Genomic DNA, 23,775 nt, shown 5'->3' with positions numbered 1-23,775 from the left:
CAGCCCGCCGGACACGCCGGACGGCCCGCCGGGCACAGCCGAGGTCACAGGTACTGGCCCGTGCTCGGCATCGTCTCGATGGACTTGCCGGGTTCCTGACCGGCCTTGCCCTGGACGATGGTGCGGATGTAGGTGATGCGCTCGCCCTTCTTGCCCGAGATCCGTGCCCAGTCGTCCGGGTTGGTCGTGTTCGGCATGTCCTCGTGCTCGCGGAACTCGTCGACGACGGCGCGCAGCAGGTGGTCGATCCGGATGCCCTTCTGGCCCACGGTGAGCAGGTCCTTGATCGCGTACTTCTTGGCCCGGTCCACGACGTTCTGCACCACGGCGCCAGAGTTGAAGTCCTTGAAGTAGAGCATTTCAGTGTCGCCGTTGGCGTAGGTGACCTCAAGGTATTCGTTGGACTTGTCGGTGGAGTACATGGCCTCGACGGTGCGCTGGACCATCGCGTCGACGGTGGCCTGCACATCGCCTTGGTGCTCGGCGAGGTCGGACTCGTGGAAAGGAAGGTCGGCGGTGATGTATTTGTTGAAGATGTCCGCCGCGGCCTCCGCATCGGGCCGGTGGATCTTGACCTTGACGTCCAGGCGGCCCGGCCGCAGGATCGCCGGGTCGATCATGTCCTCGCGGTTGGAGGCGCCGATCACGATCACGTTGTCGAGCCGCTCCACGCCGTCGATCTCGCTGAGCAGCTGCGGGACGATGGTCGTTTCGACGTCGGAGGAGATGCCGGTGCCGCGGGTGCGGAACAGCGAGTCCATTTCGTCGAAGAACACCACCACCGGGCTGCCCTCGGAGGCCTTCTCCCGGGCGCGGGCGAAGATCAGCCGGATGTGCCGTTCGGTCTCGCCGACGTACTTGTCCAGCAGCTCCGGTCCCTTGATGTTCAGGAAATAGCTCTTCATGTCCGTTTTGCCGGTGCGTTCGGCGGCCCGGGCGGCGAGGGAGTTGGCGACCGCCTTGGCGATGAGGGTCTTGCCGCAGCCCGGCGGGCCGTAGAGCAGGATGCCCTTCGGGGCCTTGAGCCCGTGCTCGCGGTACAGGTCCGGATGCAGGAACGGGAGCTCCACGGCGTCGCGGATCTGCTCGATCTGCGGCCCCAGGCCGCCGATGTCCTGGTAGGTGATGTCCGGCACCTCCTCAAGGACGAGGTTCTCCACCTCGGAGCGCGGGATCTTTTCGAGGGCGTAGCCGGTGCGCGAATCGATCGAGAGCGCATCGCCGACCCGGAGCTTCTGCGCGAGCAGGGCGCCGGAGAGCCGGATGACGCGTTCCTCGTCCGCCCGGCCGACCACCAGGGCACGGTCCGTGCCCAGCATCTCCTTCAGCGTGACGAGGTCCCCTGCGCGTTCGTAGCCCAGCCCGGCGACCACCATCAGCGCCTCGTTGAGCAGGACCTCCTGGCCGACCGCCAGCTGGTTCATGTTCACCAGCGGGCTGATCCCGACCCGCATTTTCCGGCCGGCGTTGAAGATATCGACCGATTCCTCGGTGGCAGCCTGCCCGCCGTTGCCGGCGGAGGGGTGGCGTTTCGGGTTCAGCTGCAGCACCGTGCCGAAGCTGTAGGGCGGCTGGCCCTCCTGGTCGAGGGCGTTCTTGAGCCGGAGGATTTCCGCTTTCGCGGTTTCCAGCATGCCCACGAGCTTGGAGTTGTTCTGCGTCGCGGCGGCGAGCTGGCGGTCAATGTGCCGGAGTTTGTCCCGGAGGATATTGACCTGCCGCTCGGCCACGGACAGTTCGCTGGCGGCGTGCGCCTGCCCCGCGGATGCTGCCGTGCCCTCTGCCGGTGTCTGGCCCGGATCGGTGTTCGGAGTCTCCATCGTGCATCAGCCCCTTCCTACGCGTCTATTAAGACATTAGCCCCAAGAAGCCGGACCCCGCTGAAGACTTCCGGTATGCGGACTACTTCGTAATATCCGGATCGTCCTTGACATTGGTTCCGGCGATGGCGTCCCGGGCCGCGCGGCGCAGCTTCTTGTCCGAAACGGCGCGCTCCCCCACGGCACCGGGCGTCCAGGCGTTGACGTCCTCGGCGTTGAAATCGGTCTTGGACGGGCGGCGCTTCACGGAGATGCCCGTGACGCCGTCGGCCAGCCGCCGGGTCACGAGCAGGAAGCCGGTGTGCGCGACCATCCGGTGGTCCGGACGGACCGCCAGGCCCTCGAGGTGCCAGCCGCGGACCATGGATTCCCAGGCGTCGGGCGCGGTGAAACGGCCGTCGGCGCGGATCGCCTCGGCGGTCCGGGACAGCTGCGTCACGGTGGCGACGTAGTTGATCCACACACCGCCGGGCGCCAGGACGGTGGCAACCGCGTCGAGGCATTCCCAGGGCGCCAGCATGTCCAGGACCACGCGGTCCACGGAGCCGGGCTCCTCGGTGCGGACCACTTCCTCCTGGAAGTCACCGATGGAAATCTGCCAGGCCGGATGCGGGCCGCCGAAGATCGTCTCGACGTTGCCGCGGGCGATGTCGGCGAATTCTTCCCGGCGCTCGAAGGAGTGCAGGTAGCCGTTGTCGCCGACCGCGCGGAGCAGCGAGATGGACAGGGCACCGGAGCCGACGCCGGCTTCCACGACGCGTGCGCCGGGGAAGATGTCCGCCATGGTGACGATCTGGCCAGCGTCCTTGGGGTAGACGACGGCTGCGCCGCGGGGCATCGAGAGGACGAAGTCCGAGAGCAGGGGGCGCAGCGTCTGGTACTGCTGGCCGACGTTGTTGACCACCACGGAGCCGTCCGGCTTGCCAATGATCTCGTCGTGGTTCAGGAAGCCGCGGTGCGTGTGGAACGCCCCGCCGACTTCGAGGCTGATCGTGTTCATGCGGCCGCGCTCGTCGGTGAGCTGCACCCGCTCGCCCTCCCGGAACGGTCCTCGACGCCGGGCTGCGCCGACGGGTGCGGCGGCAGGAGAGGCGTCAGCACGCGCCGGGGCGTCTGTGCTGGCGGCCGGGCTGACGGCGACGCCGTCGGCTGTTGCGCCGTCGGCGGTTACGGCGTCGTCGGGGCTGGTGCTGGCGGCGGTGTCGCTGCTCATGAAAGTGTTCCTCGCTCCTGTAAAGCTGTGTGGCCGCGGAAATCGCCGGCGGTCCGGCTGCTCGCGCCCAGGGCGGTGCGCCCAGGCCGGAAATACACGACCGGCAGGTAACTCTACCGGCTTTGCCCGAACATCCGCTTGCCGGACCTGGGATTCCTGCCCGTCAGGGCGCCCAGGACCGCGGATTGGCGCAGCAGGCCGGTCACGGTTCCGTCGCGGTCGACAACGGCGTATTCCAGGCCCTCGAGCTGGGCCAGGTACTGGATCAGTTCCTGTCCTTTGGACCATTCCGGCACGTAGGCACCGTCCGCGAGGGCGTAGGACACGGCGGTGAGTGGCGTTGTCGCGGCGGCGGCCGCGGAGACCGTGGCGACGGCCCCGGCGTCGACCACGGCTGCGGGGCGCCCGTCCGGGCGGTAGAGCACGACGGCGGGGCCCGCCCCTGTGGCGGGGTCAAGGGCCAGCGCCAGCAGCTCGGCCACGGTCGCGCCGTCCGGGAGGCCCACTGCCGGTTCGGCCAGCGCGCCGGCTGCCACGAGCGGAAGCCGGCTCCGCAGCCGGGCCTGCTCGATGGAGGCGGTGGCGCCCATCCAGAGGAAGCTGCCGACGAGGACGGTGATGAGCATCAGGGAGATGTCCGGCCGGTCGCCGCTGAGCACGGGCAGGACCACGAACCAGGCCACGAGCGCGATCACGATGATCCGGCCGCCCCAGCCGGCCGCGACGGTGCCTTTTGCCTGGCTGCCGGTCAGTTTCCAGACAGCGGATTCAACCAGCCGGCCGCCGTCCAGCGGCAGGCCCGGCAGGACGTTGAAGATGCCGATCAGCAGGTTGGCCCAGACGAAGATGTTGGCCAGGATCCCTGCGACGCCGGTGAGGTCGCCAGCCGTCAGCAGGAGCCAGCCGCCGGCGGCGAGGACAAAGTTGGCCGCAGGACCCGCCATCGCCACGACGACGGAACGCCCGGGGGACGCCGTGAAGCTCTCGAACTGGGTGTGGCCGCCCCAAAGGTTGAGGACGATCTTTTCGCTGGGCCAGCGGTAAATTTTCGCGGTCAGCGCGTGCGCGAGCTCATGCACCAGCACGGAAATCAGCAGCAGGACGGCGTAGGCGAAGGCCACGAAGTAGGCGCCGATGCCGAGGTAGGGGTTGTTCACCTGCAGCACCGGGCCGTAGACGATCACGGTGAACGCGGCAATGATGAACCACGAATAGGCGAGGATCACCGGGATGCCGGCTATCCGCCCCAGCGGGATTCCCTCCTTGCGGCCCTGCTTCTGCGGGTCCTGCCCGCTGCGGCCCCGGGTGTCGGTGTCAGTCATGGACCGGCACCTTCGCCGCGCCGCGTTCCCGCCGGCCGCCGGGGACGGCGTCGGTGCCGCCGGCCAGGCCGAAGGTAGCGTTCGGGAATTCGTGGCGCAGGGCGATCAGCTCCTCGAGGTCGGCCACGGTTCGCCCGGCCAGGGTCTCCCACATCGCGTGGCGCGGATCTTGCGGCAGCGGCACGATATGCGGGATGGCGACGGTCAGCACGCCGGAGGCGACGGCGGCGGCGACGCCCGGCGAGGAGTCCTCCAGCGCGATGCAGTGATGCAGGCCGAGTTCCGGTTCCTGTTCCTGCAACAGCCCGACCGCCGTGAGGTAGGCCTCGGGATGTGGTTTGCCCTGCGTGACGGTGTCTCCGGTGACGAGGAAATCGAAGTAGCGCCTGGGCAGGCTGGCCACGATCTCCCGGGCCAGCGGGGCCTCGGACATCGTCACCAGGGCGCAGCGGATTCCCGCGGTGTGGAGCTCCTCCAGCAGTTCGCGGGCGCCCGGCCGCCACGGCACGGAGGTGCGGACCAGGCTGATGACGTGGGCGGTCAGGATGTCGATGATCTCCCGGCGCCCCAGCGCCACCCCGGCGTCCTGCAGGATGCCCGCGGAGAAGACCAGCGACTGACCCACCAGCTGCATGGCCTTCTCGTGGGACCACTGTCCGCCGTGCGCGGCAACCAGGGCGTGTTCGGCCTCGATCCAGTACGGCTCGGTGTCGACGATGGTGCCATCCATGTCCCAGAGCACGGCTTTGAGCGGGGGCTGGGGAGCTGAGGATTGCATGCTTTCCAGTCTACGGGGAGCCCCTGTGCGGGGCCTGATAGTACGCCTACGGCGAATATCGGCCGCAGACCGCCGTTTTCCGGCGCTTCATTCCCTGCGGGGGCCGGGTCCTTGGACGTAGGGTGAAGGGATGAATAGCTTCGAGGGAGACCCCGCGGAAACGGGCGACGTGCCCGAGCCGGAACGGCTGCTGCAGCCCGTACCCGAGGGCCGGCGCATCACGGTGATGCTCGCCGCCTTTGAAGGCTGGAACGACGCCGGGGAGGCTGCGAGCGATGCCTTGCGCTACCTCAACAAGCTCTGGGGCGGGAAGAAGGTCGGTTCGGTCGATGCCGACGAGTACTACGACTTCCAGTTCACCCGGCCCACGATCCGCCGCACATCCTCCGGTGAGCGGAAGATCAAGTGGCCCTCCACCCGTATTTTCAAGGCGAGCGTTCCCGACTCCAACGTGGACGTCATCTTCGTCCAGGGGACCGAGCCGTCGTACAAGTGGCGGGCCTACACCGCCGAACTGCTGGTCCACGCAGAGGCACTCCACGTGGACTACGTCATCCTTGTCGGCGCACTGCTCGCTGATGTGCCGCACAGCCGGCCGATCCCGGTGAGCACGTCCACGGATGACCCTGCGCTGCGTGAGCGGATGGACCTTGAGGCCTCGCAGTACGAGGGTCCCGTGGGGATCGTGGGGGTCCTCGCCGAGGTGGCGCTGCTGGCCGGTCTGCCCACCGTCTCGCTCTGGGCCGCCGTGCCGCACTACGTCGCCCAGGCCCCGTCCCCCAAGGCACAGCTCGCGCTGCTGCACCGGATCGAGGAGCTGCTGCAGGTTCCGCTCGACACCCAGGACCTTGTCGAGGAGTCCGACGCCTGGGAACGCGGCGTTGACGAGCTCGCCACCGAGGACCCGGAGATCGCGGCGTATGTGCGCCAGCTGGAGGAAGCGAAGGACACCGCCGACCTCCCGGAGGCCAGCGGCGAGTCCATCGCCCGGGAGTTTGAGCGCTACCTCAAACGCCGCGGCAAAGACAAGCCCTAGAGCTCGACGCCCAGCAGGGCGTTCACGGCGTCGGCCGCCAGGGCGGCGTCCGGGGCGGACCCGGCCCCGGCTGCCTGGCGGGCCGCCGCGGCCCACTCATCCATGGCCGCGACAGCCCCGGGGGCGTTCAGATCGTTCGAGAGCTCGGCCCGCAGCCGGGACACCAGCCCGGCGGCTGAGCCTGCGGGCGCCGCATCCAGGGCAGCCCGCCAGGTGCGGAGCCGGTCCTTGGCCCGGGCAAAGCCGGCCTCGGTCCAGGACCAGTCGCTGCGGTAGTGGTGGGCCAGGATGGCCAGCCGGATCGCGGACGGGTCCTCACCGGCGGTGCGGAGTTTGGAGACCAGGACCAGGTTTCCCTTGGACTTGCTCATTTTCTCGCCCTCGAGCCCCACCATGCCGGCGTGCGCGAAGTGTTGTGCCAGCGGCACACCGGTCAGGGAGTACGCATGCCCGGCGCCCATTTCGTGGTGCGGGAAGATCAGGTCCGAGCCGCCGCCCTGCACGGTGAACGGCGCGGGCAGGTACTTCTGGGCGATGACGGTGCATTCGATGTGCCAGCCGGGCCGGCCCGCCCCCAGCCCGTCGCCGGGCCAGCTCGGTTCGCCCGCTCGGGCAACCCGCCAGAGCAGGGGGTCCAGCGCCTGGCGCTTGCCGGCCCGGCCGGGGTCGCCGCCGCGTTCGGCAAACAGCTCGAGCATTTCCGCGTCGGACAGTCCGGAGACGGCGCCGAGGGTCCAGGCGTCTGTGGCCTCGGCGGAGTGCTTGCCGGCCGCTTCGACGTCGTAATAGACGTCCCCGTCCGGCTCGCCGGCGGTGCCGGCCACCCGGTAGGCCAGGCCCCGCTCCACCAGGCGTTCGATCGCGGGAACAATCAGCGGAATGGCTTCCACCGCACCCACGTAGTGGTCGGGGGCCAGCACGTTGAGGGCTTCCATGTCGGTCTGGAAGAGCTCGATCTGGCTGTCGGCGAGTTCGCGCCAGTCCACGCCCGTGGCGGTCGCGCGCTCCAGCAGGGGGTCGTCGACGTCGGTGACGTTCTGGACGTAGGCGACCTGCTGGCGGCCGTCCCGCCAGGCGCGGTTGAGCAGGTCGAACGCGACGTAGCTGGCCGCGTGGCCCATGTGGGTGGCGTCATACGGGGTGATGCCGCAGACGTACATTGACTGTTCGCCTGCTGCCCCGAGGGTGACGACGCTGCCTTGGGCGGTGTCGAAGAGGCGGAGGGCAGGCATGCTGCCCGGGAGCTGGGGAACGGGGCGGGAGATCCAAGACTTCACAGCCCAAGCCTAGTGCTAGGCGCTGATGACGTTGAAACCGAGCAGCAGGTACAGGGCCAGGCCCAGGAGAATCCGGTACCAGACGAAGAGCCGGTAGCCGTGGGTCGAGACGTACTTCAAAAACCAGCCGATGATGATGTAGCCCACCGCGAAGGCGACGGCTGTGGCCAGCGCCGTTTCCGGGAGGCTGTAGGGGCCGGTGATGCCGTCCGCGGAGACCACCTTGTAGAGCTGGTACAGGCCGCTGCCGAACACGGCCGGGATGGCCAGCAGAAAGGAATAGCGGGCCGCCGCTTCGCGGGTGTAGCCCATCAGCAGGCCAGCGGTGATGGTGCCCCCGGAGCGGGAGACCCCCGGGATCAGGGCCATGGCCTGGGCCAGGCCGTAGAGGATGCCGTGTTTATACGTCAGCTGGGTCAGCTCGCGTTCCTGTCGTCCGATGGCGTCGGCGACGGCGAGGATCATGCCGAAGACAATCAGCATGGTGGCGACGAGCCAGAGGCTGCGGAGCACGGACTCGATCTGGTCCTGGAACAGCAGACCGAGGATGATGATCGGCAGGCTGCCCAGAATCACCAGCCAGCCCATCCTGGCGTCCGGATGCTGCCGGGAAACCTTGCCGGTCAGCGATCCGGCCCACGCCGTAACGATCCGCACAATGTCGCGCCAGAAGTAGACGATGACGGCGGTTTCCGTGCCCAGCTGGGTGATTGCCGTAAAAGCGGCCCCGGGGTCGGCGGCGTTGGGAAGGAAGGAGCCAACGATCCGCAGATGGGCGCTTGAGGAAATAGGGAGGAATTCTGTCAGTCCCTGCACAAGGCCCAAAAAGGCCGCTTCAAACCAGTTCACGTAGATAGACCCTACGTCATGAAGGCGTCTGAACCCCCCGTAAGCTTGCTGACATGCAGCAGCGTTATGTCGGCAACAGTGGGTTGCGCGTGTCCTCCCTTTCCCTCGGCACCATGTCCTGGGCCCGGGAAACCGATGAGCAGGGTGCCTCGGCCCTGCTCCGCACCTTCATGGACGGCGGCGGAACCCTGATCGACACGGCCGCGTCCTACAGCGACGGCCAGGCGGAGGCGATGCTGGGCGGAATGCTGGGCGACATTGTTGCCCGCTCCGAGCTGGTCATCTCCACTAAAGCCGGGCTGTCGACGTCGGATGGCCGCCGCGGCGTCGACACGTCCCGGAACGGGATGCTCTCCGGCCTGGATGCGAGCCTCGCCCGGCTGGGCACCGACTACGTGGATCTCTGGTTCGCCCAGGCCTGGGACCCCAACGTCCCGCTGGAGGAGACCCTGTCCGCGCTCGAATTCGCCGTCCGCTCGGGCCGTGCCCGCTATGCGGGGGTCTCCAACTTCAACGGCTGGCAGACGGCCAAGGCCGCGGCCGTCGCGGGTTTCCCGCTGGTGGCGAACCAGTCGGAATACTCCCTGCTGCACCGCTCCCCCGAAGCTGAACTCATTCCCGCCGTCGAGGACGCCGGCCTGGGCCTGATGGCCTGGGCTCCGCTGGGGCGCGGGGTGCTGACCGGCAAGTACCGCGGGCACATTCCCGCGGATTCACGGGCAGCCAATAGCCGGCTGGCCGGGTATGTGGAGCCGTACCTCGAGGGGACCTCGTCCAGTGTGGTGGAGGCCGTGGCGATGGCAGCGAAGGGGCTGGGCCGGACAGCCCTCGACGTCTCATTGAGCTGGCTGCTCTCCCAGCACGGTGTGGCGACGGCGGTTGTGGGCCCGCGCACGCCGGCGCAGCTCAAGGAGATCCTGGATTCAACGCTGGCGGCGCTGCCGCCGCAGATCGCCCAGGCCCTGGAGGACGTGTCCAGCCCTGCCTGAGCGGGTGTCCCGTCCGGACAAAGTCACTGCAGGATTTCGAGGTCTTCCTCGTCGTCGATGTCTTCTTCCTCGTCGTCATCGCCGTCGTCATCCAGGACCCCAAGTCCCGTCACTTCGCCGTACGCTTCATAGAGGGAGTCGTCGTAGACTTCAAAGGCATCAGCAACGGCGAAAAACGCCGCCTCGACCGCGGGGTCCCCGGGTCCCCGGCGTGCTGACGCAGCGGCGAGGTGTTCTCCCAGGGCAGCCGTCAGGGCTTCAAGCGCGACACGCGGATCGATGCTCATGACTTCACGTTAGCCGGAAAAGGAAGAAAATGGAGAGCAATGAAGGAACATTTTCTGAGCAGTTCAGTCCGGCGGGAACGGGACTATGTGAGGCAGTACGAGTACCTCGTACTGACGGTAAGTCCTGAGGATTCCCTGCCGGAAGCGCGCCGCCGCCTGGTGGAACACTCCGAGTACGGCAAGTGGGAACTGGAGCGCAGCGTGCTGTATTTAGGCGGCGGCCGCCGCTTCTGGCTCCGCCGCCGGGTCACCCAGGTCCAGCGGACCGTCTAGGGCGTCTCGAGCGGCCCCAGCCACGCGTTGGCCACTGTGTTGTGCGCCGATTCGTCGTCGGAAGGATGGAACATTCCCGCGAGCACGTCACGGTACAGCCGCTCCAGCTCGGAACCGCGGAAGTAGCTCGATCCCCCGGATACCCTGATGGCCAGGTCCACGACCGTGCGGGCCGTCTCTGTCGCACTGACTTTAAGCCCGACCAGTTTAGGGAACCACTGGCTGCCGTGGTCGGCCAGCGCGTCGACGTCGGCGGCCACGGTCGAGAGCTGGGGGTACAGGGCGCCCATCGCCATGGCCGCGTCAGCCACTTTCCAGCGGATGTCCGGATCCTGGGCGTAGCTGCGCCCGCCGTTCTTGAAGGACGTGCGGCGCTTAACCGCGTCAACGCCCAGGGCGAGGGCCCGTTCGCCAATGCCCGTGTAGACCGCGGCCAGCAGCGTCTCGAAGCAGGCGAAGATGGCGAAGATCAGCGGGTCCGCGTTCGGGCCGACCGGCAGCCTGCGGAAGATCCGCTCCGGCGGCACCACCGCGCCGTCCAGGACCGTCGTGTTCGACTGGCTGGCCCGCATGCCCAGGGTGTCCCAGTCGGCCAGGATCTCGTACCCGGGAGTCTCCCGGGTCAGGAAGCCATGGACCAGCTGCCCTGCGCCGTCCGCGGCCGCGGCGTCCTTCCCGAAGATCCCCAGCCGGGTCCAGGCCGGCGAGAGGCTCGTGAAGATCTTGCGGCCGGTGAACGCATACCCGCCGCCGGCCTGCGGGACGGCCGTGGTGCGGGAGTCGAAGAGCACCGAGTCGTTCCCCGCCTCCGAGTTCCCGAATGCGAAGATCTCCCCCTGCCCGGCCTCCCGGAGGACGAAGCCAAGGGACGAGTCGCCCCGGGCGGCCAGGACGTGCGCGACGCCGGTCCAGACCAGGTGCATATTAATCGCCAGCGCGGTGGCCGGTGCCGCCGTCGCCAGCCGGCGCTGCAGTTGCGCCGCCGCGTGGAGCCCGAGCCCCAGGCCGCCGTCGGAGGCAGGAACGAACATTTTCAGGTAGCCGGCCGCTGCCAGCTCGGTCAGGTCCTCGTGGAAAAAGGCGTTGTCCCGGTCATAGCCGGCGGCGCGCCCACGGATCCGTTCCAGCAGGTCATCGGGCAGGACATCGGGCAGGTTATCGGGCAGGTCATCTTGAGGGCTCACGGGGCGGGGTCTCCAAGGCTTCAGTAATTGGTGAGCAGGGTATCGAGCACCCGGGCGCCGAACTTCAGGGAATCGGTGGGGACGCGTTCGTCCACGCCGTGGAACATCCCGGTGAAGTCCAGTTCGTCCGGGAGTTGGAGCGGCGCAAAGCCGTACCCGGTGATGCCCAGCCGGCTCAGCGACTTGTTGTCCGTGCCGCCGGACAGCGTGTAGGGCAGGACTTTCGCTCCCGGGTCCTCGGCGTGGAGGGCGTCGATCATGGAGTCCACGAGGTTCCCTGCGAACGGAACCTCCAGCGAGACGTCGTTGTGGACGTAACTCACGTCCACACCCTTGCCGGCGAGTTCGCGGACGATCTCGAGGACGTGCTCCTCCTGGCCGGGCAGGGTCCGGCAGTCGATGAGGGCCTCCGCCGATTCGGGGATCACATTGTGCTTGTAGCCGCCCTTGAGCAGGGTGGGGTTGGTGGTGTTCTGCAGGGTCGCACCGACGAAGCGGGCCACGGTCCCGAGCTCCTTGAGGATCTTGTCCGGGTCATCGGGATCGAATTCCACGCCCGTGAGTTCCGTCACGCCGTCAAGGAACTGCCGCGTGGTGGGCGTCAGCTCCACCGGCCAGCGGTATTCCCCGATCCGGGACACCGCGCTGGCGAGCCGCGTGACGGCGTTGTCCGTGTTGATCTGGGAGCCGTGGCCGGCGCGGCCGTGGGCGACGAGACGCAGCCAGGACAGGCCCTTCTCCGCGGTCTGGAGCAGGTACGTGCGCTGGCCGCCGATAGTCGCGGAGAAGCCGCCGACCTCGGAGATGGCCTCGGTGGCGCCGTCGAAGAGTTCGGGCCGCTTTTCGACCGCGTAGCGGGCACCGTAGGTGCCGCCGGCTTCCTCATCGGCGAAGAAAGCGAAGATGAGGTCCCGCTTGGGTTTGCGTCCGGTGCGGGCGAAATTCCGCAGAACGGAGAGGATCATGGCGTCCATATCCTTCATGTCCACGGCGCCGCGGCCCCAGATCATGCCGTCCTTGAGTTCCGCGCCGAAGGGATCCACCGACCACTGCTCACGGAGTGCCGGGACAACGTCCAGATGCCCGTGGACCACCAGGGCGCTGGCGGACGGGTCCTCCCCGGCCAGCCTGGTCACCACGCTGGCGCGGCCCGGGGCGGCCTCGAAGATCTCGGCGTCCAGCCCCACTTCGGTCATCAGTCCGGCGGTGTACTCGGCGGCCGTCCGCTCCCCCGGGCCGGAACCGTCGCCGTAGTTGGACGTGTCGATCCGGATCAGTTCCTGGCAGATCCTGACGACTTCGTCCTCGGGCCTGATGTCAGTCATGTTTCACTCCTTGTGGCGGCGGCTCTGTTGCTGGCTTCAGCCTACCCACATGCCCGTTCAGGCCCCGATTATTTGTTTCGGGAAAGATCATGCTAGAGTCTTTCTCGCTGCTTCGGAGAAAACCGAAACGCTGAAAGGCGAAAAGGTATACCGAGTACCACCTGCGCGGGTGGCGGAATGGCAGACGCGCTAGCTTGAGGTGCTAGTCCTCGAAAGGGGGTGGGGGTTCAAGTCCCCCTCCGCGCACAACGGGAAACCCCCAGAATCCAAGGATTCTGGGGGTTTTTTCTGTCTCGGCGGATCTTCGGCGCGGACGTTTCCCCGGCAGCGGGATGGCCGGCACCGATGACCACCCCGGCCAGGCCAGCTCCCTCACCGCCACTGACGCGACTGGCGGCGGTCGCCCCGGCGGCTGCGGAGGACCTCACGGCCAACGCGGACCGGCTCTGCTGCCAGCTTGGCTCCGTGCAGGGTTGCCGCAACGATGAGGAAAGGCAAAGCTACCTGACGCTCCTGGAAAATCTGGCCGATTGTTGCCGGCGCCCGGGCCGGATTTGCGGCCTATTTGCGGGGCCGCTACTTGAAGGCAATCCGCTGGATCTGCAGGACCTCCGAGTTGGAGACAACGTTGACCCTCACGTATTCATCCACGAAGGTTTCGCCCTCGACTGAGACCCTGGTGAGGTTGGACGCCGCGCCGGAAATTCCGTAGAAGGACAGCCACTGCTCGTTGTTGAGCGGCTTGTCCTTGGCGTAGAAGTGGGTGTCGCCGTTGAAAAGGAACACCGGCTTCTTGAATGCCTTACTTTCACTGGCGATGGCCCGCACGATGCTCTGGAAGGCGTTGCGGTAGTCCGCGTTCTGGGTGCCGGGAGCAAACATGTCCGCCTGGGTCATCAGGACCACGGCCCTGCTGTTGTTGGCCTTCGCCGTTGCGAAGGCGCTTTGGATCTGCGCGACGGCGGCATTCACCCGGGCCTTCTCCTCGGCCACCTGTTCAGTGGTGGGCGTCGTGAAGCCGAGTCCGCTCCACGGCTGGAGGTCATTCTCCGAACCAACGATGTGCAGGGTCGAGATGGTCAGCCCACCGGCCGCGAACTTCACATTCTCCTTGTACCCGGACTGGGCCGTGACGGAGATCGGGTTCTTTCCCAGGGTCCGGCCGACTCTGGGAAAGAAGACCGAGCGGATGGCAGCCAGGCGCTCCAGCGGATTGGCTTTGCCGATGCTGGCGCTGTGGCAGTCCGCCCACTCATTGTCACCGGGGGTGTACACGAGCGGGTCGACAAACTTGTCGAAGCTTGCTTTGATCTTCTGGTAGTAGGCGTCAGAGCAGACACCCGTGCCGATATCACCGAGATGCCCGACCATGCGCACATTCGGATCCGCATTTATCTGCGCAATGCGTTTCGGAAAGAGGCTTAATTGGGTGCTGCCGTAGGGCGTGTCGCCGATGACGGCGAAGCTGTAACTCGTGGCGGCTCCTGCAGTGCCGGCTACGCTTCCAGCGATTCCCATTGCCAGAGCCAGACCGGCACCAGCCACCCGCACAATGCTTTTCATTTGTTCCTCCCATAAACATCGGATGTGCAGGACATGCCTGCGCGACGATAGTCTCTGGTGCCCTTGGCGATCAGATTAGACGGAGCGGACATGGATGGAACGAGTAGTATTACTTGTCCCCCGGCCAAGTAGCACCTGTACAGCACGCGGCACGCTACTTGGGCAGGTCACTCATCAGCGGCGCGTCCCACTCATGCCCGCGGCTATTCCCCCGGCCTGCGCCCAACCCCGGTGTGCAGGGCAGTCCGGATGGTGCCGAGGAGCGAGCGGAAGCCGGGATCCTCGGCGAGGCTGTCGAGCAGGACAGGTCCCCGCGGACCAGCCAGCGGTATGCGCCAGTTGGGGTACTGCGTGCTGGTTCCGGGCTGGTTCTGCGTCCGGGTCTCCCCGACCGCGTCCACCAGCGCGACTCCCAGCAGGGACGAGGGCGTCAGCGTGGTGAAAGCGTAGAGCGCCTCGACGGTGGCCTGCACGTCCTGGTGCCCCGGCTCCGGCAGGAGGCCGCGTTCCCGCAGGAGCCCGAGCACCGCCTGCTGCTCGGCGGCGGCCTCCGCGCGTTCCACGTCCACCGGACGCTGCAGCAGGCCCAGCGACTCGCGGAGCGTGACGTGTTCGCCGGCCAGGTAGCCGGCCGTAGGGGGCAGATCGTGGGTGTTGACGCTGGTCAGGCACTGCTGGCGGTACCGTTCCGGCGGGATCGGGCCGTCGGCGTCGTGTTCGAACCAGAGGATCGACGTGCCGAATATGCCGCGTTCGGCCAGATAGTCCCGGACCCACGGCTCGAACACGCCCAGGTCCTCGCCGATCACGACCGCTCCGGCCCGCTGCGCCTCCAGGGCAAGGATGCCAATCAGCGCCTCGTGGTCGTAGTAGACGTAGGTGCCGTGCTCCGGCCCGGCACCTTCCGGGATCCACCACAGCCGGAACAGGCCCAGAATGTGGTCCACCCGGATTCCGCCGGCATGGCGCAGCACCGTCCGGAGCATGTCCCGGTAGGCGGCATAGCCTGACGCGGCGAGCCGGCCGGGGTGCCACGGCGGCTGGGTCCAGTCCTGCCCCTGCTGGTTGAACATGTCCGGTGGGGCGCCGACCGTGACGTCCCGGGCCAGCACCCCGGCGAGCGACCAGTCGTCCGCACCGCCGGGCTTCACTCCGACCGCCAGATCGTGGATGACGCCGATTTCCATGCCTGACAGCCGGGCCGCCCGCTGGGCGGCTTCGAGCTGCTGGTCGCAGAGCCACTGCAGCCAGCGGTGGAACTCGATCCGGCCGGCGAGCAGGGCCCGCTGTTCCCTGCAGTAGGCGGTGTCCGGCGAGGAGGCCTCCGCCGCCCACTGGGGGGCATCGGGGGCCAGCTTCTCGGCCAGGGCGCACCACAGGGCGAAGTCGTCGAGCCCCTGCCCCTCCCCGGCGCAGAAGTCAGCGAACGCGACAGCGCGGGCGGGGTCGCGCGGGACGCCGTAGAGCAGCTCAAGGGCCGCAAGCTTGGCCCCGTAGCTGGAGCTCCTGTCCAGCAGCCCGGTGGAGTGGTTTGCGGCGTGCTGTTGACTGGCCAGCCGCTCCACCTCGGCCCGGCCGGCCGGGCCAAGGTAGCCGTATTCGGGGATCTCCTCCACCCGGAGGTAGAGCGGGTTGAAGTATCGCCGTGTGGTGGGCAGGTAGGGCGAGTCCTCGACCGGCGGCCGGGGCTCGGCGGCGTGCATCGGGTTGACCAGCAGGAAACCGGCGCCCTCCTGCCCGGTCATGGCGGCGAGATCGGCGAGGTCGGAGAAGTCGCCGATACCCCAGGAACGGGAGGACCGCACGGAATAGAGCTGCGCCGTCAGTCCCCAGTTCCTCCGGCCGGCGAGCGCCTCGGTCGTTTGCAGCCTCCGCGGTGTGACGATGAGCGGGCACTGGGCGACCGTTCCCTCATTGTCCGCCAGCAGGGTGTGCCACCCGAGCGGCAGCCGATCCGGGACCGCGAACACCGCACGGCCGGTGAGGACGCCGTCGACGTCGACCGGCGCGTCCCAGTTGTCCCGCTGCGTTGCCTCGTGGCGCTGTCCGTCTTCGGTGACGATCCAGACGCTGACGGCACTTCCGTGGGGTACATGGACGTTGACAGGGAGTTCCTGCCCTTCCCGGGCGACGGCAACCGGGGGCAGCAGGCGCCGCCACGGCGCCCGGCGGGCCTCGGCCAGGGACCGTTCCATCTCGTCCGGTTCCCCGGCCGGGACGCCCAGCGCCGCCAGGACGCCGCGGAGGGTGCTGTCCGCAACGGAGCGTTCGACGCCGTCCCAGCCCCAGTAGGAGGTCCCCACTCCGTGGGCGGACGCGAGCTCCCGCAGCAGTGTGGGTGCGCCGGGCCTGTTGTTATGGTTCATTCCATCAGCCATGGGGCAACTCTAGACGCTGCCCCCGTGCCCCGTACCGTGCCGATGGACGTGGGTGTCGCCGACCAGTTCATGCAGGCCCTCGACGGCGCCCGCCAGGGACAGCTCGGGGGAGGCCACGATGAAGGGCATCAGGAGCCGGTTCTCCTTCTCCAGGTGCAGGGCAAAGATGTTCCGGATGGAGCCGGCGGCCACGGCGGCGTCTACGCCGGTGGATCCCCGCAGGTCCTCGACCAGTCCGACGATCACCTGGTGCTCGGCCAGCATCCCGTCCACGAGCAGCTGTCCCTGCGGCAGGTTCCGGGGCGCGCTGTACAGCGGGCCCTCCTCTGCGAGCGCATGCGGGACAAGATCGGTCTCGCACCACTCCACCAGGACCTCATGGGCGTCGTGCGCCGCCACGGTGTCACCGGTCCGGACGGCGCGGATCAGGGTCGCCGTCAGCGCGCTGAGACGCTTGAGCATGCCCGCGTGGTGCTGTTCCACCGCGGCCAGCGCCTCGGCGTCATCACCGGCGTTCTTGTTGACGGTGCTGGCCGCTGGCTGGTCCATGACGTCTCCTACGTCTGCTGATGGCGGTAGTGGTGAACAGAGTGTGCGCCGGCTCAGTGTGCCGCTGCCGGCATACCGGTAGGTGCAAACGCTCTTTTTCCCACTGTACGGCGGAGACCCACCCGGGCACCGGGGCTTTCGGGCCGGTGCCCGGGTGACGCGCGGCCGGCCGCGGATCTTGACGCCGGCTTTGGACTCGGCCGCGGCCTCCGCGCTAGCCTTGCAGCCTATGGTCGACGTCGAACGGTTCCGGATCCTCCTCCAGGAGGAGCGCCGCCGGAAACTTGTGCTCCTGCCCGCGCTTCGCCGGGACATCTCCTCGGTGAACGCTGCCCGTCAGGATTCCAATGTCGACGACGAACACGATCCCGAGGGAGCGACGATCGCGTTTGAGCTCTCCCAGGCCTCGGCCCTGCTGGAGCAGAGCCGCCAGGGCCTCGCGCAGATCGAGGCGGCGCTGGAACGGATCGACGCCGGCACGTACGGCAGCTGCGCCGTGTGCGGGGAACACATCGCGGACGGCCGGCTGGAGGCCCGGCCCTGGACCCCGTACTGCATCAGGCACAGTGCCGGACCGGCGGGCGCCGCTGGGACACCGCGCCGGACCGGAACATGACCAACGCTGCCGAGACCTGGTGGAACCGGATTGTCGCCGGGTTCACCCACTCCCCCGTCCCGCATGTCACCGGCACCGAACTGGCCCTGGTCATCCTCCTGGCCGTCGCCCTCTCCCTGCCGCGGGTGACCTGGCGGTACTTCGGGCTGCTGGCCACCGTGACCCACGAACTGGGCCACGCCTTCGCCGCGCTCATGACCGGGCAGCGCCTGGGCGGCATCCATCTGCGCCTGGACCACTCGGGCACCACCACCACCTTCAGCCGGAGGCCCCTGGCCGCCGTCTGGTCCACCTTCTGGGGATACCCGGTGCCGGCCGTGGTCGGCGCCGCGATGGTCTGGTGCGGCTTTAACGGCTGGGGTCCGGCGGCGATGTCAGCCGGGACCCTCATCCTGCTGGCCTCGTTCCTGTTCATCCGCAACGGCATCGGGCTGCTGATCACCGCCGCCGCGGTCCTGGCCGCCGCCCTGCTGGTGCTGTTCGTCCCGCCCGAATTCAACGGCCACGTCATGATCGTGCTGGGCCTGGCACTCCTCGTCGGCGCCGTCCGGGACCTCGGCAAACTCGCCAACGTGCACCTGAAGCGGCGGGACCGGCTGGCGACGTCGGACGCGTACCTGCTCTCCCGGGCCACCCGCATCCCCGCCGCCGTCTGGATCCTGCTGTTCGCCGCGGTCGTCGGCGCCGCCTGGTGGGCGGCCTGGCAGCCGATGTCGCAGGTGTTCGCAACACTGCCGCCGCTGACCGTGCCCGGACAGGGCGGCACCCCGGCATAGGCTGGGACCATGAGCACAATAGACACGGGCAGCGCGGGATTCAGCACCAGAGGTGCCTACGTCACCGGAGGTGCGGAGTTCACCCGCGACACGAACTACATCGAGGACCGGATCACCCGCGACGGCGCCCCCGGCCGGAACGGCGAGTCCGGCTGGCCGGTGGAGCCGGGACGCTACCGGCTGGTCGCGGCGCGCGCCTGCCCGTGGGCCAACCGGACCGTGATCGTGCGGCGGCTGCTCGGCCTCGAGGACGCCATTTCCCTCGGCCAGCCCGGCCCCACCCATGATGCACGCTCTTGGAACTTTGACCTTGACCCGGACGGCAGGGATCCGGTGCTCGGCGTGGAACGGATCCAGGAGTCCTACTTCCTCCGGTTCCCGGACTATCCCCGCGGCATCACCGTGCCGGCCATCGTCGACGTCGCCAGCGGCCAGGTGGTGACCAACAACTTCCCGCAGATCACCCTCGACTTCGCGACTGAGTGGACCGAGCACCACCGCCCGGGCGCCCCGGACCTCTACCCGGAGGCGCTGCGCGGGGAGATCGACGCGGTGAACCAGCGGGTCTTCACCGAAGTGAACAACGGCGTATACCGCTGCGGGTTCGCCGGCAGCCAGGAAGCCTATGATGCCGCCTACGGCCGGCTCTGGACCGCCCTGGACTGGCTGGAGGAGCGGCTCAGCGGGCAGCGGTACCTCGTGGGAGACACGATCACCGAGGCCGATGTCCGGCTCTTCACGACCCTGGCGCGGTTCGACGCCGTCTACCACGGTCATTTCAAGTGCAACCGCCAGAAACTCAGCGAGATGCCGGCACTGTGGGCCTACGCCCGCGACCTGTTCCAGACCCCGGGGTTCGGCGACACCACCGACTTCGTGCAGATCAAGCAGCACTATTACCTCGTCCACGAGGACATCAACCCCACCGGGATCGTTCCGGCAGGCCCGGAGCTCGGCAACTGGCTGACCGCCCACGGCCGCGAGGCCCTCGGCGGACGTCCTTTCGGCGGGGGAACGCCGCCCGGGCCGGTCCGGGCCGGGGAGGAAGTTGCCCGGGGACACGGGGCGGACTAAGGCATGTCTCCCAATACTATGGGCCATTTGGCGATGGCGCGGAGGACGATTCGGCCGCGGTAGGTGTGAGGCATCCTGTATACGACCAACGTTCCCCGCTTACCGAGCGGTCCCCTTTTAAGGGCAGTCCGTCCACTCGGCCGAGGCCGCACCGGGCAACGACGTACCCCCAGAACAACAGTGCGTGGGGACGGGTTCCGTGCCGGCTCAGCGGGACCGGTGCGCTGCTCTGTTCGACGACGGTGGCTGTCCACCGGCGTCGCACGAGCCCGGGCCGGCGAAGCCGGAGCTTGCTGAGGGAGGAACAGGGGATCCATCTCCCTGCATGGCGCATTGCCAGGCCGACTGCACGAACCGTCGCAACGGTGGCGCGCTGAAAGTGTGGGTTCTCGCTGTCGTCCAAGGGGCGGTGAGGGATGGTCCCGGCGGGCAGGATGAGGATGCCATGACGATTGACCCATATTTGAACTCTCCGGCCGTCACTGGCCGCGTCCCCCGAGACCAGCCGGCACAGGTCGTCGTCTTCGGGGGGTTCCACCAACTGTGCCGTCTGTGTTGTCTGCGCCGTGGGCGCCGGGGCGGGCGGGGCGTCGCTGTCTCCAGCCGGGGTGCCCGCCTGACCTGCCGGGTGCGGGCCATTGGCCCTCCTGTTGGCAGCAGCGACGGCCTGCATAACGGCTGCCCACAGTCCATCGTCACACAACCGGGGAGCGTCAACGGCGAATACTTCCCGATCGGGCTGGACAACCGAGCGGACACCGACCTGCTCTCCCAACAGGTCCGCCAGGTCGTCGTGATCGGGGCGAACGAGCAGACCGACCTCGTCGTCCAGTTCCACCAGCCAGCCATGTTCCGCTATGCCAGGTTCGTTCTCGGCCTCGATGTTGATCCAGGCTGCCAACTCGGCCGGCCGAACAGGTTTGTCCTCCTCCTCCGCGATGCATGGCACGAGGAGTCCGAGCCGTTCGACAACATCAGTGGTGTGAAGAGTGCAGTCATACTTCTTCTGCAGGCCGGGGTTCGTCCAGTTGTCGCAGCAACGTCCCCGCCCTAAGGTGAGCCGGATGACAACTACAGACCAGGCCACGCACACCGGCGGCCCCTCCCTCCCCCGGCGGCTCTGGCGGATCGTGACCGGCAACGTCCGCTCGGCGCTGCTGTGGCCGCGGCTGCAACTGGCCCTCAAGGCAGGACTGGCCGCGGGCATTGCCTTCGCAATCGCCCCGTTCATGCCCGGCTCCGCGGCCGACTACCCCTATTACGCCCCGCTGGGTGCGCTGGTGGCGATGTACGAGAACGTCGCCGGTTCCATGAAGCAGGGGGTGCAGACGCTCGCGGGGCTCGCGATCGGAGTGGGGCTGGCCTTTGTGCTGTTCATCCTCGGCAGTCCGACGCCGCTGACAGTCGGTGTCGTGATGGCTTTCGGCGTCGTCCTGGCCGGACTACCGAAGATCGGCGCTGGCCGGGACTGGATCCCGACGGCGGCCCTTCTGGTCCTGCTGGTCGGCGGCCACAATCCGGACCAGTTCTCCTTCGGCTACCTCCTGCAGATGGCGGCCGGGGTCACGGTGGGCATCCTGGTGAATCTGCTGGTGTTCCCCCCGCTGCACTTCCGCGCCGCCGAGCTCAGCATCGCCGAACTGCGCCTCGCGCTCGCCCAGCAGCTCTGGGACATGGCCAAGGCGCTGAAGGAGAGCTGGCCGCCGGAACACGAGGACTGGTCCCAGCGCTCCGGCGCCCTCGAAACGTCAGCGCGCGCCGTCCGGGTGGCCGTAGAGAAGGCGGACGCCAGCCGGCGGGCCAACCCCCGGCGACGGCTCCATCCGCGGGACATCGAGCTGGACTACCGCAACCTCCGGGACCTGGAACGGATCACGTTCCACGTCCAGGACGTGACGCAGGTGCTCTCGGATGTCATCTGGGCCAAAGACACCCCCTTTGTGGTGCCGGATGAATTCGCTGCGCCGCTCGCCGACTCCCTGGCCGCCGTCGGCCACGTCCTGGAGTCGGTCGAGAAGTCGAACCCGGACCGGCAGTCGGAGCTGAGCGAAGAAGCCGACGCCGCCGTCAGGGGCCTGACAGCACGCGTTGGCGCCGAGGAGACAGCCACCGACGCCCCCAGCGCCGTCGAATCGATCCTGATGAGCCTGCACCGGATGCTGCGCGTGGTGAAGAACTCCGCCGACCGGGCTTAGGGCGGCTTAAAGCGCGGCCACCGATCCGCTGAAGTGCTTGCGCCCGGACCGTGAATTCCAGGCCACATAGTCCGACCGCCGCCACGCCCCGGCAGTGTCCTGGCCCGTACTGATATCCAGTGCCACGCGGGCCGGCAGGAATACCGGCGCCTCGAAGGCCACATCCCAGCTGAAGGCATCGCCCTTGGCGGCCCCCACATCCGCCAGGGCCCTGGACGCGAGGTACATGCCGTGCGCAATCGAGCGGCGCAGGCCCAGCGCCTTGGCCGAGAGCACGCTCAGGTGGATCGGGTTGAAATCGCCGGACACTGCGGCGTAGGCGCGCCCCGTGTCGACGCCGAGCTGCCACAGCCCGGTGGGATCCGGCGCCGAGAATTCCGCCGCGGCCGTCGCGGCCGTGGGCTTGTCGATCCCCGGCAGGAACACGCCCTTTGCCAGGTAACTGGAGACACCGCGCCAGCTCACGGTGTCCTCCCCTGCCCGGCGCACCTCCGCGACGAGATCCAGCTCGGTGCCGGCCCGGTGCCCGCGCAGGTTCTCCGCCCAGGCCTGGATGTCCAGCGCCTCGGTGAACCGGAGGGGCGCGGACTGCACCACCTTGTTTTCCAGGTGGATCATGCCCAGCAGCGGCAGCGGAAAGTCATCCCGGTTCATCACGCTCATGGCCAGCGGGAACGTCAGCGCATGGATGAAGCCGGCCGGCAGCACATCGCTCGCGGTCTCGCCGATCAGGTGCTGGTACGCCGTGAGGTTGTCCACCGACGCCCTGACGCCGCGGACCTCGTGCCGTGCCCCCGGGAGCCCGTCGCCGGCCTGGGTGCCGAGCACCCGGCGGCGGGCGGCGGTGGCCGCCGCATTGACGTAGAGCTTGGACAGCGACGGCATCTCCCCCAGGATGAGGGGCTGCGAAAGGGTCATGCCCCCACCAGGTTCTGCCCGCAGACGCGCAGGACCTCACCGGAGATGCCCCCGGCCGCGTCGCTGGCCAGGAACGCGATGGCCTCGGCGACGTCGCCCGGCTGGCCGCCCTGCTGCAGGGAGTTCAGCCGGCGGGCGATCTCGCGGGTGGCGAAGGGGATCTTCGCCGTCATCTCCGTCTCGATGAAGCCCGGCGCCACGGCGTTGATGGAGCCGCCGTGCCTGCCGATCAGCGGAGCCGTGGCCCGGACCATACCCATCACCCCGCCCTTGGAGGCGGCATAGTTGGTCTGGCCGCGGTTGCCGGCGATGCCGCTGGTGGAGGCGACGGAGACGATCCGCGGGGAGCTCCGGAAATGCTCAGAGGCCAGCAGGGCCTCGTTGATCCGCAGCTGCGCGGCAATGTTCACCGCTATCACCGAGTTCCAGCGGCCCTGGTCCATGTTGGCGAGCAGCTTGTCCCGGGTGATGCCGGCGTTGTGGATCACGATGTCCAGGCGCCCGTGACGTTCCACGGCGTGGTCGATGATCCGCTGCCCGGCGGCCTCGTGGCTGATGTCCAGCTGCAGGGCGGTGCCGTGCACCTCGTTGGCCACGGCAGCGAGGTGGTCACCGGCGGCCGGGATGTCGACGACGACGAGCGTGGCGCCGTCCCGGTAGAGGGTGCGCGCAATGGCGGCGCCGATTCCGCGCGCGGCCCCGGTCACGACGGCGACCTTCCCCGCCAGCGGCTTCTCGGCTTCGGCCGGCAGCTGCCCCTCGGCGGAGCTGACGGTGAGGAACTGCCCGTCGACAAATGCGGACCGGCCGGAGAGGAAGAAGCGGAGCGCGCCAAGGGTGCTGGGGCTGGTGGTGCCGGCGCCGCCGGAGAGCAGGATGCCGTTGGCGGTGGCACCGGCGCGGAGCTCCTTGGCCAGTGAGCGGAGGAGCCCGTCCACGCCCTGGCGTGCGGCCGCGGCGGCCGGGTCAGCGGTGGCTGGACTCGCAGCATCCGCCGCCGCGCGGGAGACGGTGATGACGCGGGCATTGGCTGCCAGGTCCCGGAGGGACGTGGCTGCGGTCAGCACCGGCTTTGCCAGGTCCTCCGGACCGCCCAGTTCATCCAGTACCAGGATGATCGCGCCGAGCTTCTCCTTGGGCACCGCATGGCGGCGCACATCGAGGTCCCAGGACAGGAGTGTCGAGGCCAGCGCGTCGGCGCCGCTGCCGCCTCCCTGGACCAGGACCGGCCCGCCCACGAGCGGCTCTCCCGGCTGGTGTCGGCGCAATACCACCGGCTGGGGCAGCCCGAGTTTCCTGGCAAGGTCCCTTCCCGGGCCCTGGCTCACGAATTGGGTGTATTTGTCGGTCATC

22 protein-coding genes and 1 tRNA gene are annotated in these 23,775 nt (G+C 68.3%); 9 read left to right on the top strand and 14 right to left on the bottom strand.

The features are described 5' to 3' along the window. Nucleotides 1-44 precede the first annotated feature (44 nt). The 4 genes from arc to QK291_RS03910 all read right to left on the bottom strand — a co-directional run bounded on the left by arc (nucleotide 45) and on the right by QK291_RS03910 (nucleotide 5,133). The gene (gene arc, locus QK291_RS03925) at nucleotides 45-1,820 is read right to left on the bottom strand and encodes a proteasome ATPase (RefSeq protein ID WP_282379304.1); all 1,776 of its coding nucleotides are present in this window, start codon (nucleotides 1,818-1,820) and stop codon (nucleotides 45-47) included. Nucleotides 1,821-1,902: 82 nt separating this feature from the next. Further along, entirely contained in the window at nucleotides 1,903-3,033 is a 1,131-nt protein-coding gene (locus tag QK291_RS03920) for a tRNA (adenine-N1)-methyltransferase (protein WP_282379302.1), read from the bottom strand. A gap of 113 nt (nucleotides 3,034-3,146) precedes the next feature. After that, a complete protein-coding gene (locus QK291_RS03915; protein WP_282379301.1) occupies nucleotides 3,147-4,355 on the bottom strand; it encodes a site-2 protease family protein in 1,209 nt (402 codons plus the stop codon). Further along, complete coding sequence (locus tag QK291_RS03910) at nucleotides 4,348-5,133, bottom strand: HAD family phosphatase (protein ID WP_282379300.1); 786 nt, start codon at nucleotides 5,131-5,133, stop codon at nucleotides 4,348-4,350. Before QK291_RS03910 ends, QK291_RS03915 begins: the two co-directional genes overlap by 8 nt. Before the next feature lie 130 nt (nucleotides 5,134-5,263). Here QK291_RS03910 and QK291_RS03905 point away from each other — a divergent pair, with 130 nt between their 5' ends. Further along, the gene (locus QK291_RS03905) at nucleotides 5,264-6,169 is read left to right on the top strand and encodes a PAC2 family protein (RefSeq protein ID WP_282379299.1); all 906 of its coding nucleotides are present in this window, start codon (nucleotides 5,264-5,266) and stop codon (nucleotides 6,167-6,169) included. Here QK291_RS03905 and mshC read toward each other — a convergent pair. Together mshC and QK291_RS03895 are read right to left on the bottom strand one after the other, a co-directional pair. Further along, nucleotides 6,166-7,446, bottom strand: a complete 1,281-nt coding sequence (gene mshC, locus QK291_RS03900) for a cysteine--1-D-myo-inosityl 2-amino-2-deoxy-alpha-D-glucopyranoside ligase (protein WP_282379298.1) — start codon at nucleotides 7,444-7,446, stop codon at nucleotides 6,166-6,168. The two genes, QK291_RS03905 and mshC, sit on opposite strands and share 4 nt — an antisense overlap. A gap of 15 nt (nucleotides 7,447-7,461) precedes the next feature. Continuing rightward, a complete protein-coding gene (locus QK291_RS03895) occupies nucleotides 7,462-8,295 on the bottom strand; it encodes an undecaprenyl-diphosphate phosphatase (RefSeq protein ID WP_282379297.1) in 834 nt (277 codons plus the stop codon). A gap of 53 nt (nucleotides 8,296-8,348) precedes the next feature. Here QK291_RS03895 and QK291_RS03890 point away from each other — a divergent pair, with 53 nt between their 5' ends. After that, complete coding sequence (locus tag QK291_RS03890; RefSeq protein WP_282379296.1) at nucleotides 8,349-9,284, top strand: aldo/keto reductase; 936 nt, start codon at nucleotides 8,349-8,351, stop codon at nucleotides 9,282-9,284. 23 nt (nucleotides 9,285-9,307) lie between these two features. Here QK291_RS03890 and QK291_RS03885 read toward each other — a convergent pair whose 3' ends face one another. Further along, nucleotides 9,308-9,571 carry a hypothetical protein gene (locus QK291_RS03885; protein ID WP_282379295.1) on the bottom strand — a complete coding sequence of 88 codons (264 nt, stop codon included), beginning with the start codon at nucleotides 9,569-9,571 and terminating at the stop codon, nucleotides 9,308-9,310. A 39-nt stretch (nucleotides 9,572-9,610) separates the two neighbouring features. On the opposite strand from QK291_RS03885, the gene QK291_RS03880 reads away from it, so the two are divergent. Next, the gene (locus tag QK291_RS03880) at nucleotides 9,611-9,844 is read left to right on the top strand and encodes a DUF5703 family protein (protein ID WP_024366712.1); all 234 of its coding nucleotides are present in this window, start codon (nucleotides 9,611-9,613) and stop codon (nucleotides 9,842-9,844) included. On the opposite strand, the gene QK291_RS03875 is transcribed toward QK291_RS03880, so the two are convergent. Both QK291_RS03875 and QK291_RS03870 read right to left on the bottom strand, forming a co-directional pair. Beyond that, a complete protein-coding gene (locus tag QK291_RS03875) occupies nucleotides 9,841-11,028 on the bottom strand; it encodes an acyl-CoA dehydrogenase family protein (RefSeq protein WP_282379293.1) in 1,188 nt (395 codons plus the stop codon). The two genes, QK291_RS03880 and QK291_RS03875, sit on opposite strands and share 4 nt — an antisense overlap. 20 nt (nucleotides 11,029-11,048) lie before the next feature. Next, a complete protein-coding gene (locus QK291_RS03870; RefSeq protein WP_282379292.1) occupies nucleotides 11,049-12,353 on the bottom strand; it encodes a M20/M25/M40 family metallo-hydrolase in 1,305 nt (434 codons plus the stop codon). 163 nt (nucleotides 12,354-12,516) lie between these two features. Here QK291_RS03870 and QK291_RS03865 point away from each other — a divergent pair. Further along, nucleotides 12,517-12,599: transfer RNA gene (locus QK291_RS03865), tRNA-Leu, on the top strand. Nucleotides 12,600-12,929: 330 nt separating this feature from the next. Here the strand turns inward: QK291_RS03865 and QK291_RS03860 are convergent. From QK291_RS03860 to QK291_RS03850, 3 genes are all read right to left on the bottom strand, one after another. Further along, a complete protein-coding gene (locus QK291_RS03860; RefSeq protein WP_282379291.1) occupies nucleotides 12,930-13,916 on the bottom strand; it encodes a hypothetical protein in 987 nt (328 codons plus the stop codon). A gap of 203 nt (nucleotides 13,917-14,119) precedes the next feature. After that, complete coding sequence (malQ, locus tag QK291_RS03855; RefSeq protein WP_282379290.1) at nucleotides 14,120-16,294, bottom strand: 4-alpha-glucanotransferase; 2,175 nt, start codon at nucleotides 16,292-16,294, stop codon at nucleotides 14,120-14,122. 9 nt (nucleotides 16,295-16,303) lie between these two features. Continuing rightward, complete coding sequence (locus tag QK291_RS03850) at nucleotides 16,304-16,843, bottom strand: hemerythrin domain-containing protein (protein WP_282379289.1); 540 nt, start codon at nucleotides 16,841-16,843, stop codon at nucleotides 16,304-16,306. A gap of 229 nt (nucleotides 16,844-17,072) precedes the next feature. On the opposite strand from QK291_RS03850, the gene QK291_RS03845 reads away from it, so the two are divergent. The 5 genes from QK291_RS03845 (at nucleotide 17,073) to QK291_RS03825 (ending at nucleotide 21,504) form a co-directional block, all read left to right on the top strand. Next, nucleotides 17,073-17,459 (top strand): TraR/DksA C4-type zinc finger protein, encoded by a 387-nt coding sequence (locus tag QK291_RS03845; protein ID WP_282379288.1) that lies wholly within the window; start codon nucleotides 17,073-17,075, stop codon nucleotides 17,457-17,459. After that, nucleotides 17,456-18,235, top strand: coding sequence for a M50 family metallopeptidase (locus tag QK291_RS03840; RefSeq protein WP_282379287.1), 780 nt, complete (start codon nucleotides 17,456-17,458; stop codon nucleotides 18,233-18,235). The genes QK291_RS03845 and QK291_RS03840 overlap by 4 nt, the downstream gene beginning before the upstream one ends. Before the next feature lie 9 nt (nucleotides 18,236-18,244). Beyond that, a complete protein-coding gene (locus QK291_RS03835; protein ID WP_282379286.1) occupies nucleotides 18,245-19,309 on the top strand; it encodes a glutathione S-transferase C-terminal domain-containing protein in 1,065 nt (354 codons plus the stop codon). A gap of 445 nt (nucleotides 19,310-19,754) precedes the next feature. Next, nucleotides 19,755-20,363: a hypothetical protein gene (locus QK291_RS03830; protein ID WP_282379285.1), complete on the top strand. Its 609-nt coding sequence runs from the start codon at nucleotides 19,755-19,757 to the stop codon at nucleotides 20,361-20,363. A gap of 10 nt (nucleotides 20,364-20,373) precedes the next feature. Further along, complete coding sequence (locus QK291_RS03825; RefSeq protein WP_282379284.1) at nucleotides 20,374-21,504, top strand: aromatic acid exporter family protein; 1,131 nt, start codon at nucleotides 20,374-20,376, stop codon at nucleotides 21,502-21,504. A 6-nt stretch (nucleotides 21,505-21,510) separates the two neighbouring features. Here the strand turns inward: QK291_RS03825 and QK291_RS03820 are convergent, their stop codons facing one another. Beyond that, complete coding sequence (locus QK291_RS03820; protein WP_282379282.1) at nucleotides 21,511-22,422, bottom strand: MaoC/PaaZ C-terminal domain-containing protein; 912 nt, start codon at nucleotides 22,420-22,422, stop codon at nucleotides 21,511-21,513. Beyond that, nucleotides 22,419-23,774 carry a 3-oxoacyl-ACP reductase gene (locus tag QK291_RS03815; RefSeq protein WP_282379280.1) on the bottom strand — a complete coding sequence of 452 codons (1,356 nt, stop codon included), beginning with the start codon at nucleotides 23,772-23,774 and terminating at the stop codon, nucleotides 22,419-22,421. The genes QK291_RS03820 and QK291_RS03815 overlap by 4 nt, the downstream gene beginning before the upstream one ends. Nucleotide 23,775 lies beyond the last annotated feature (1 nt).

This window comes from Arthrobacter sp. AL12 (genome assembly GCF_029960645.1).
Lineage (GTDB): Bacteria > Actinomycetota > Actinomycetes > Actinomycetales > Micrococcaceae > Arthrobacter.
This window is presented reverse-complemented; position numbering and strand designations above follow the sequence as displayed.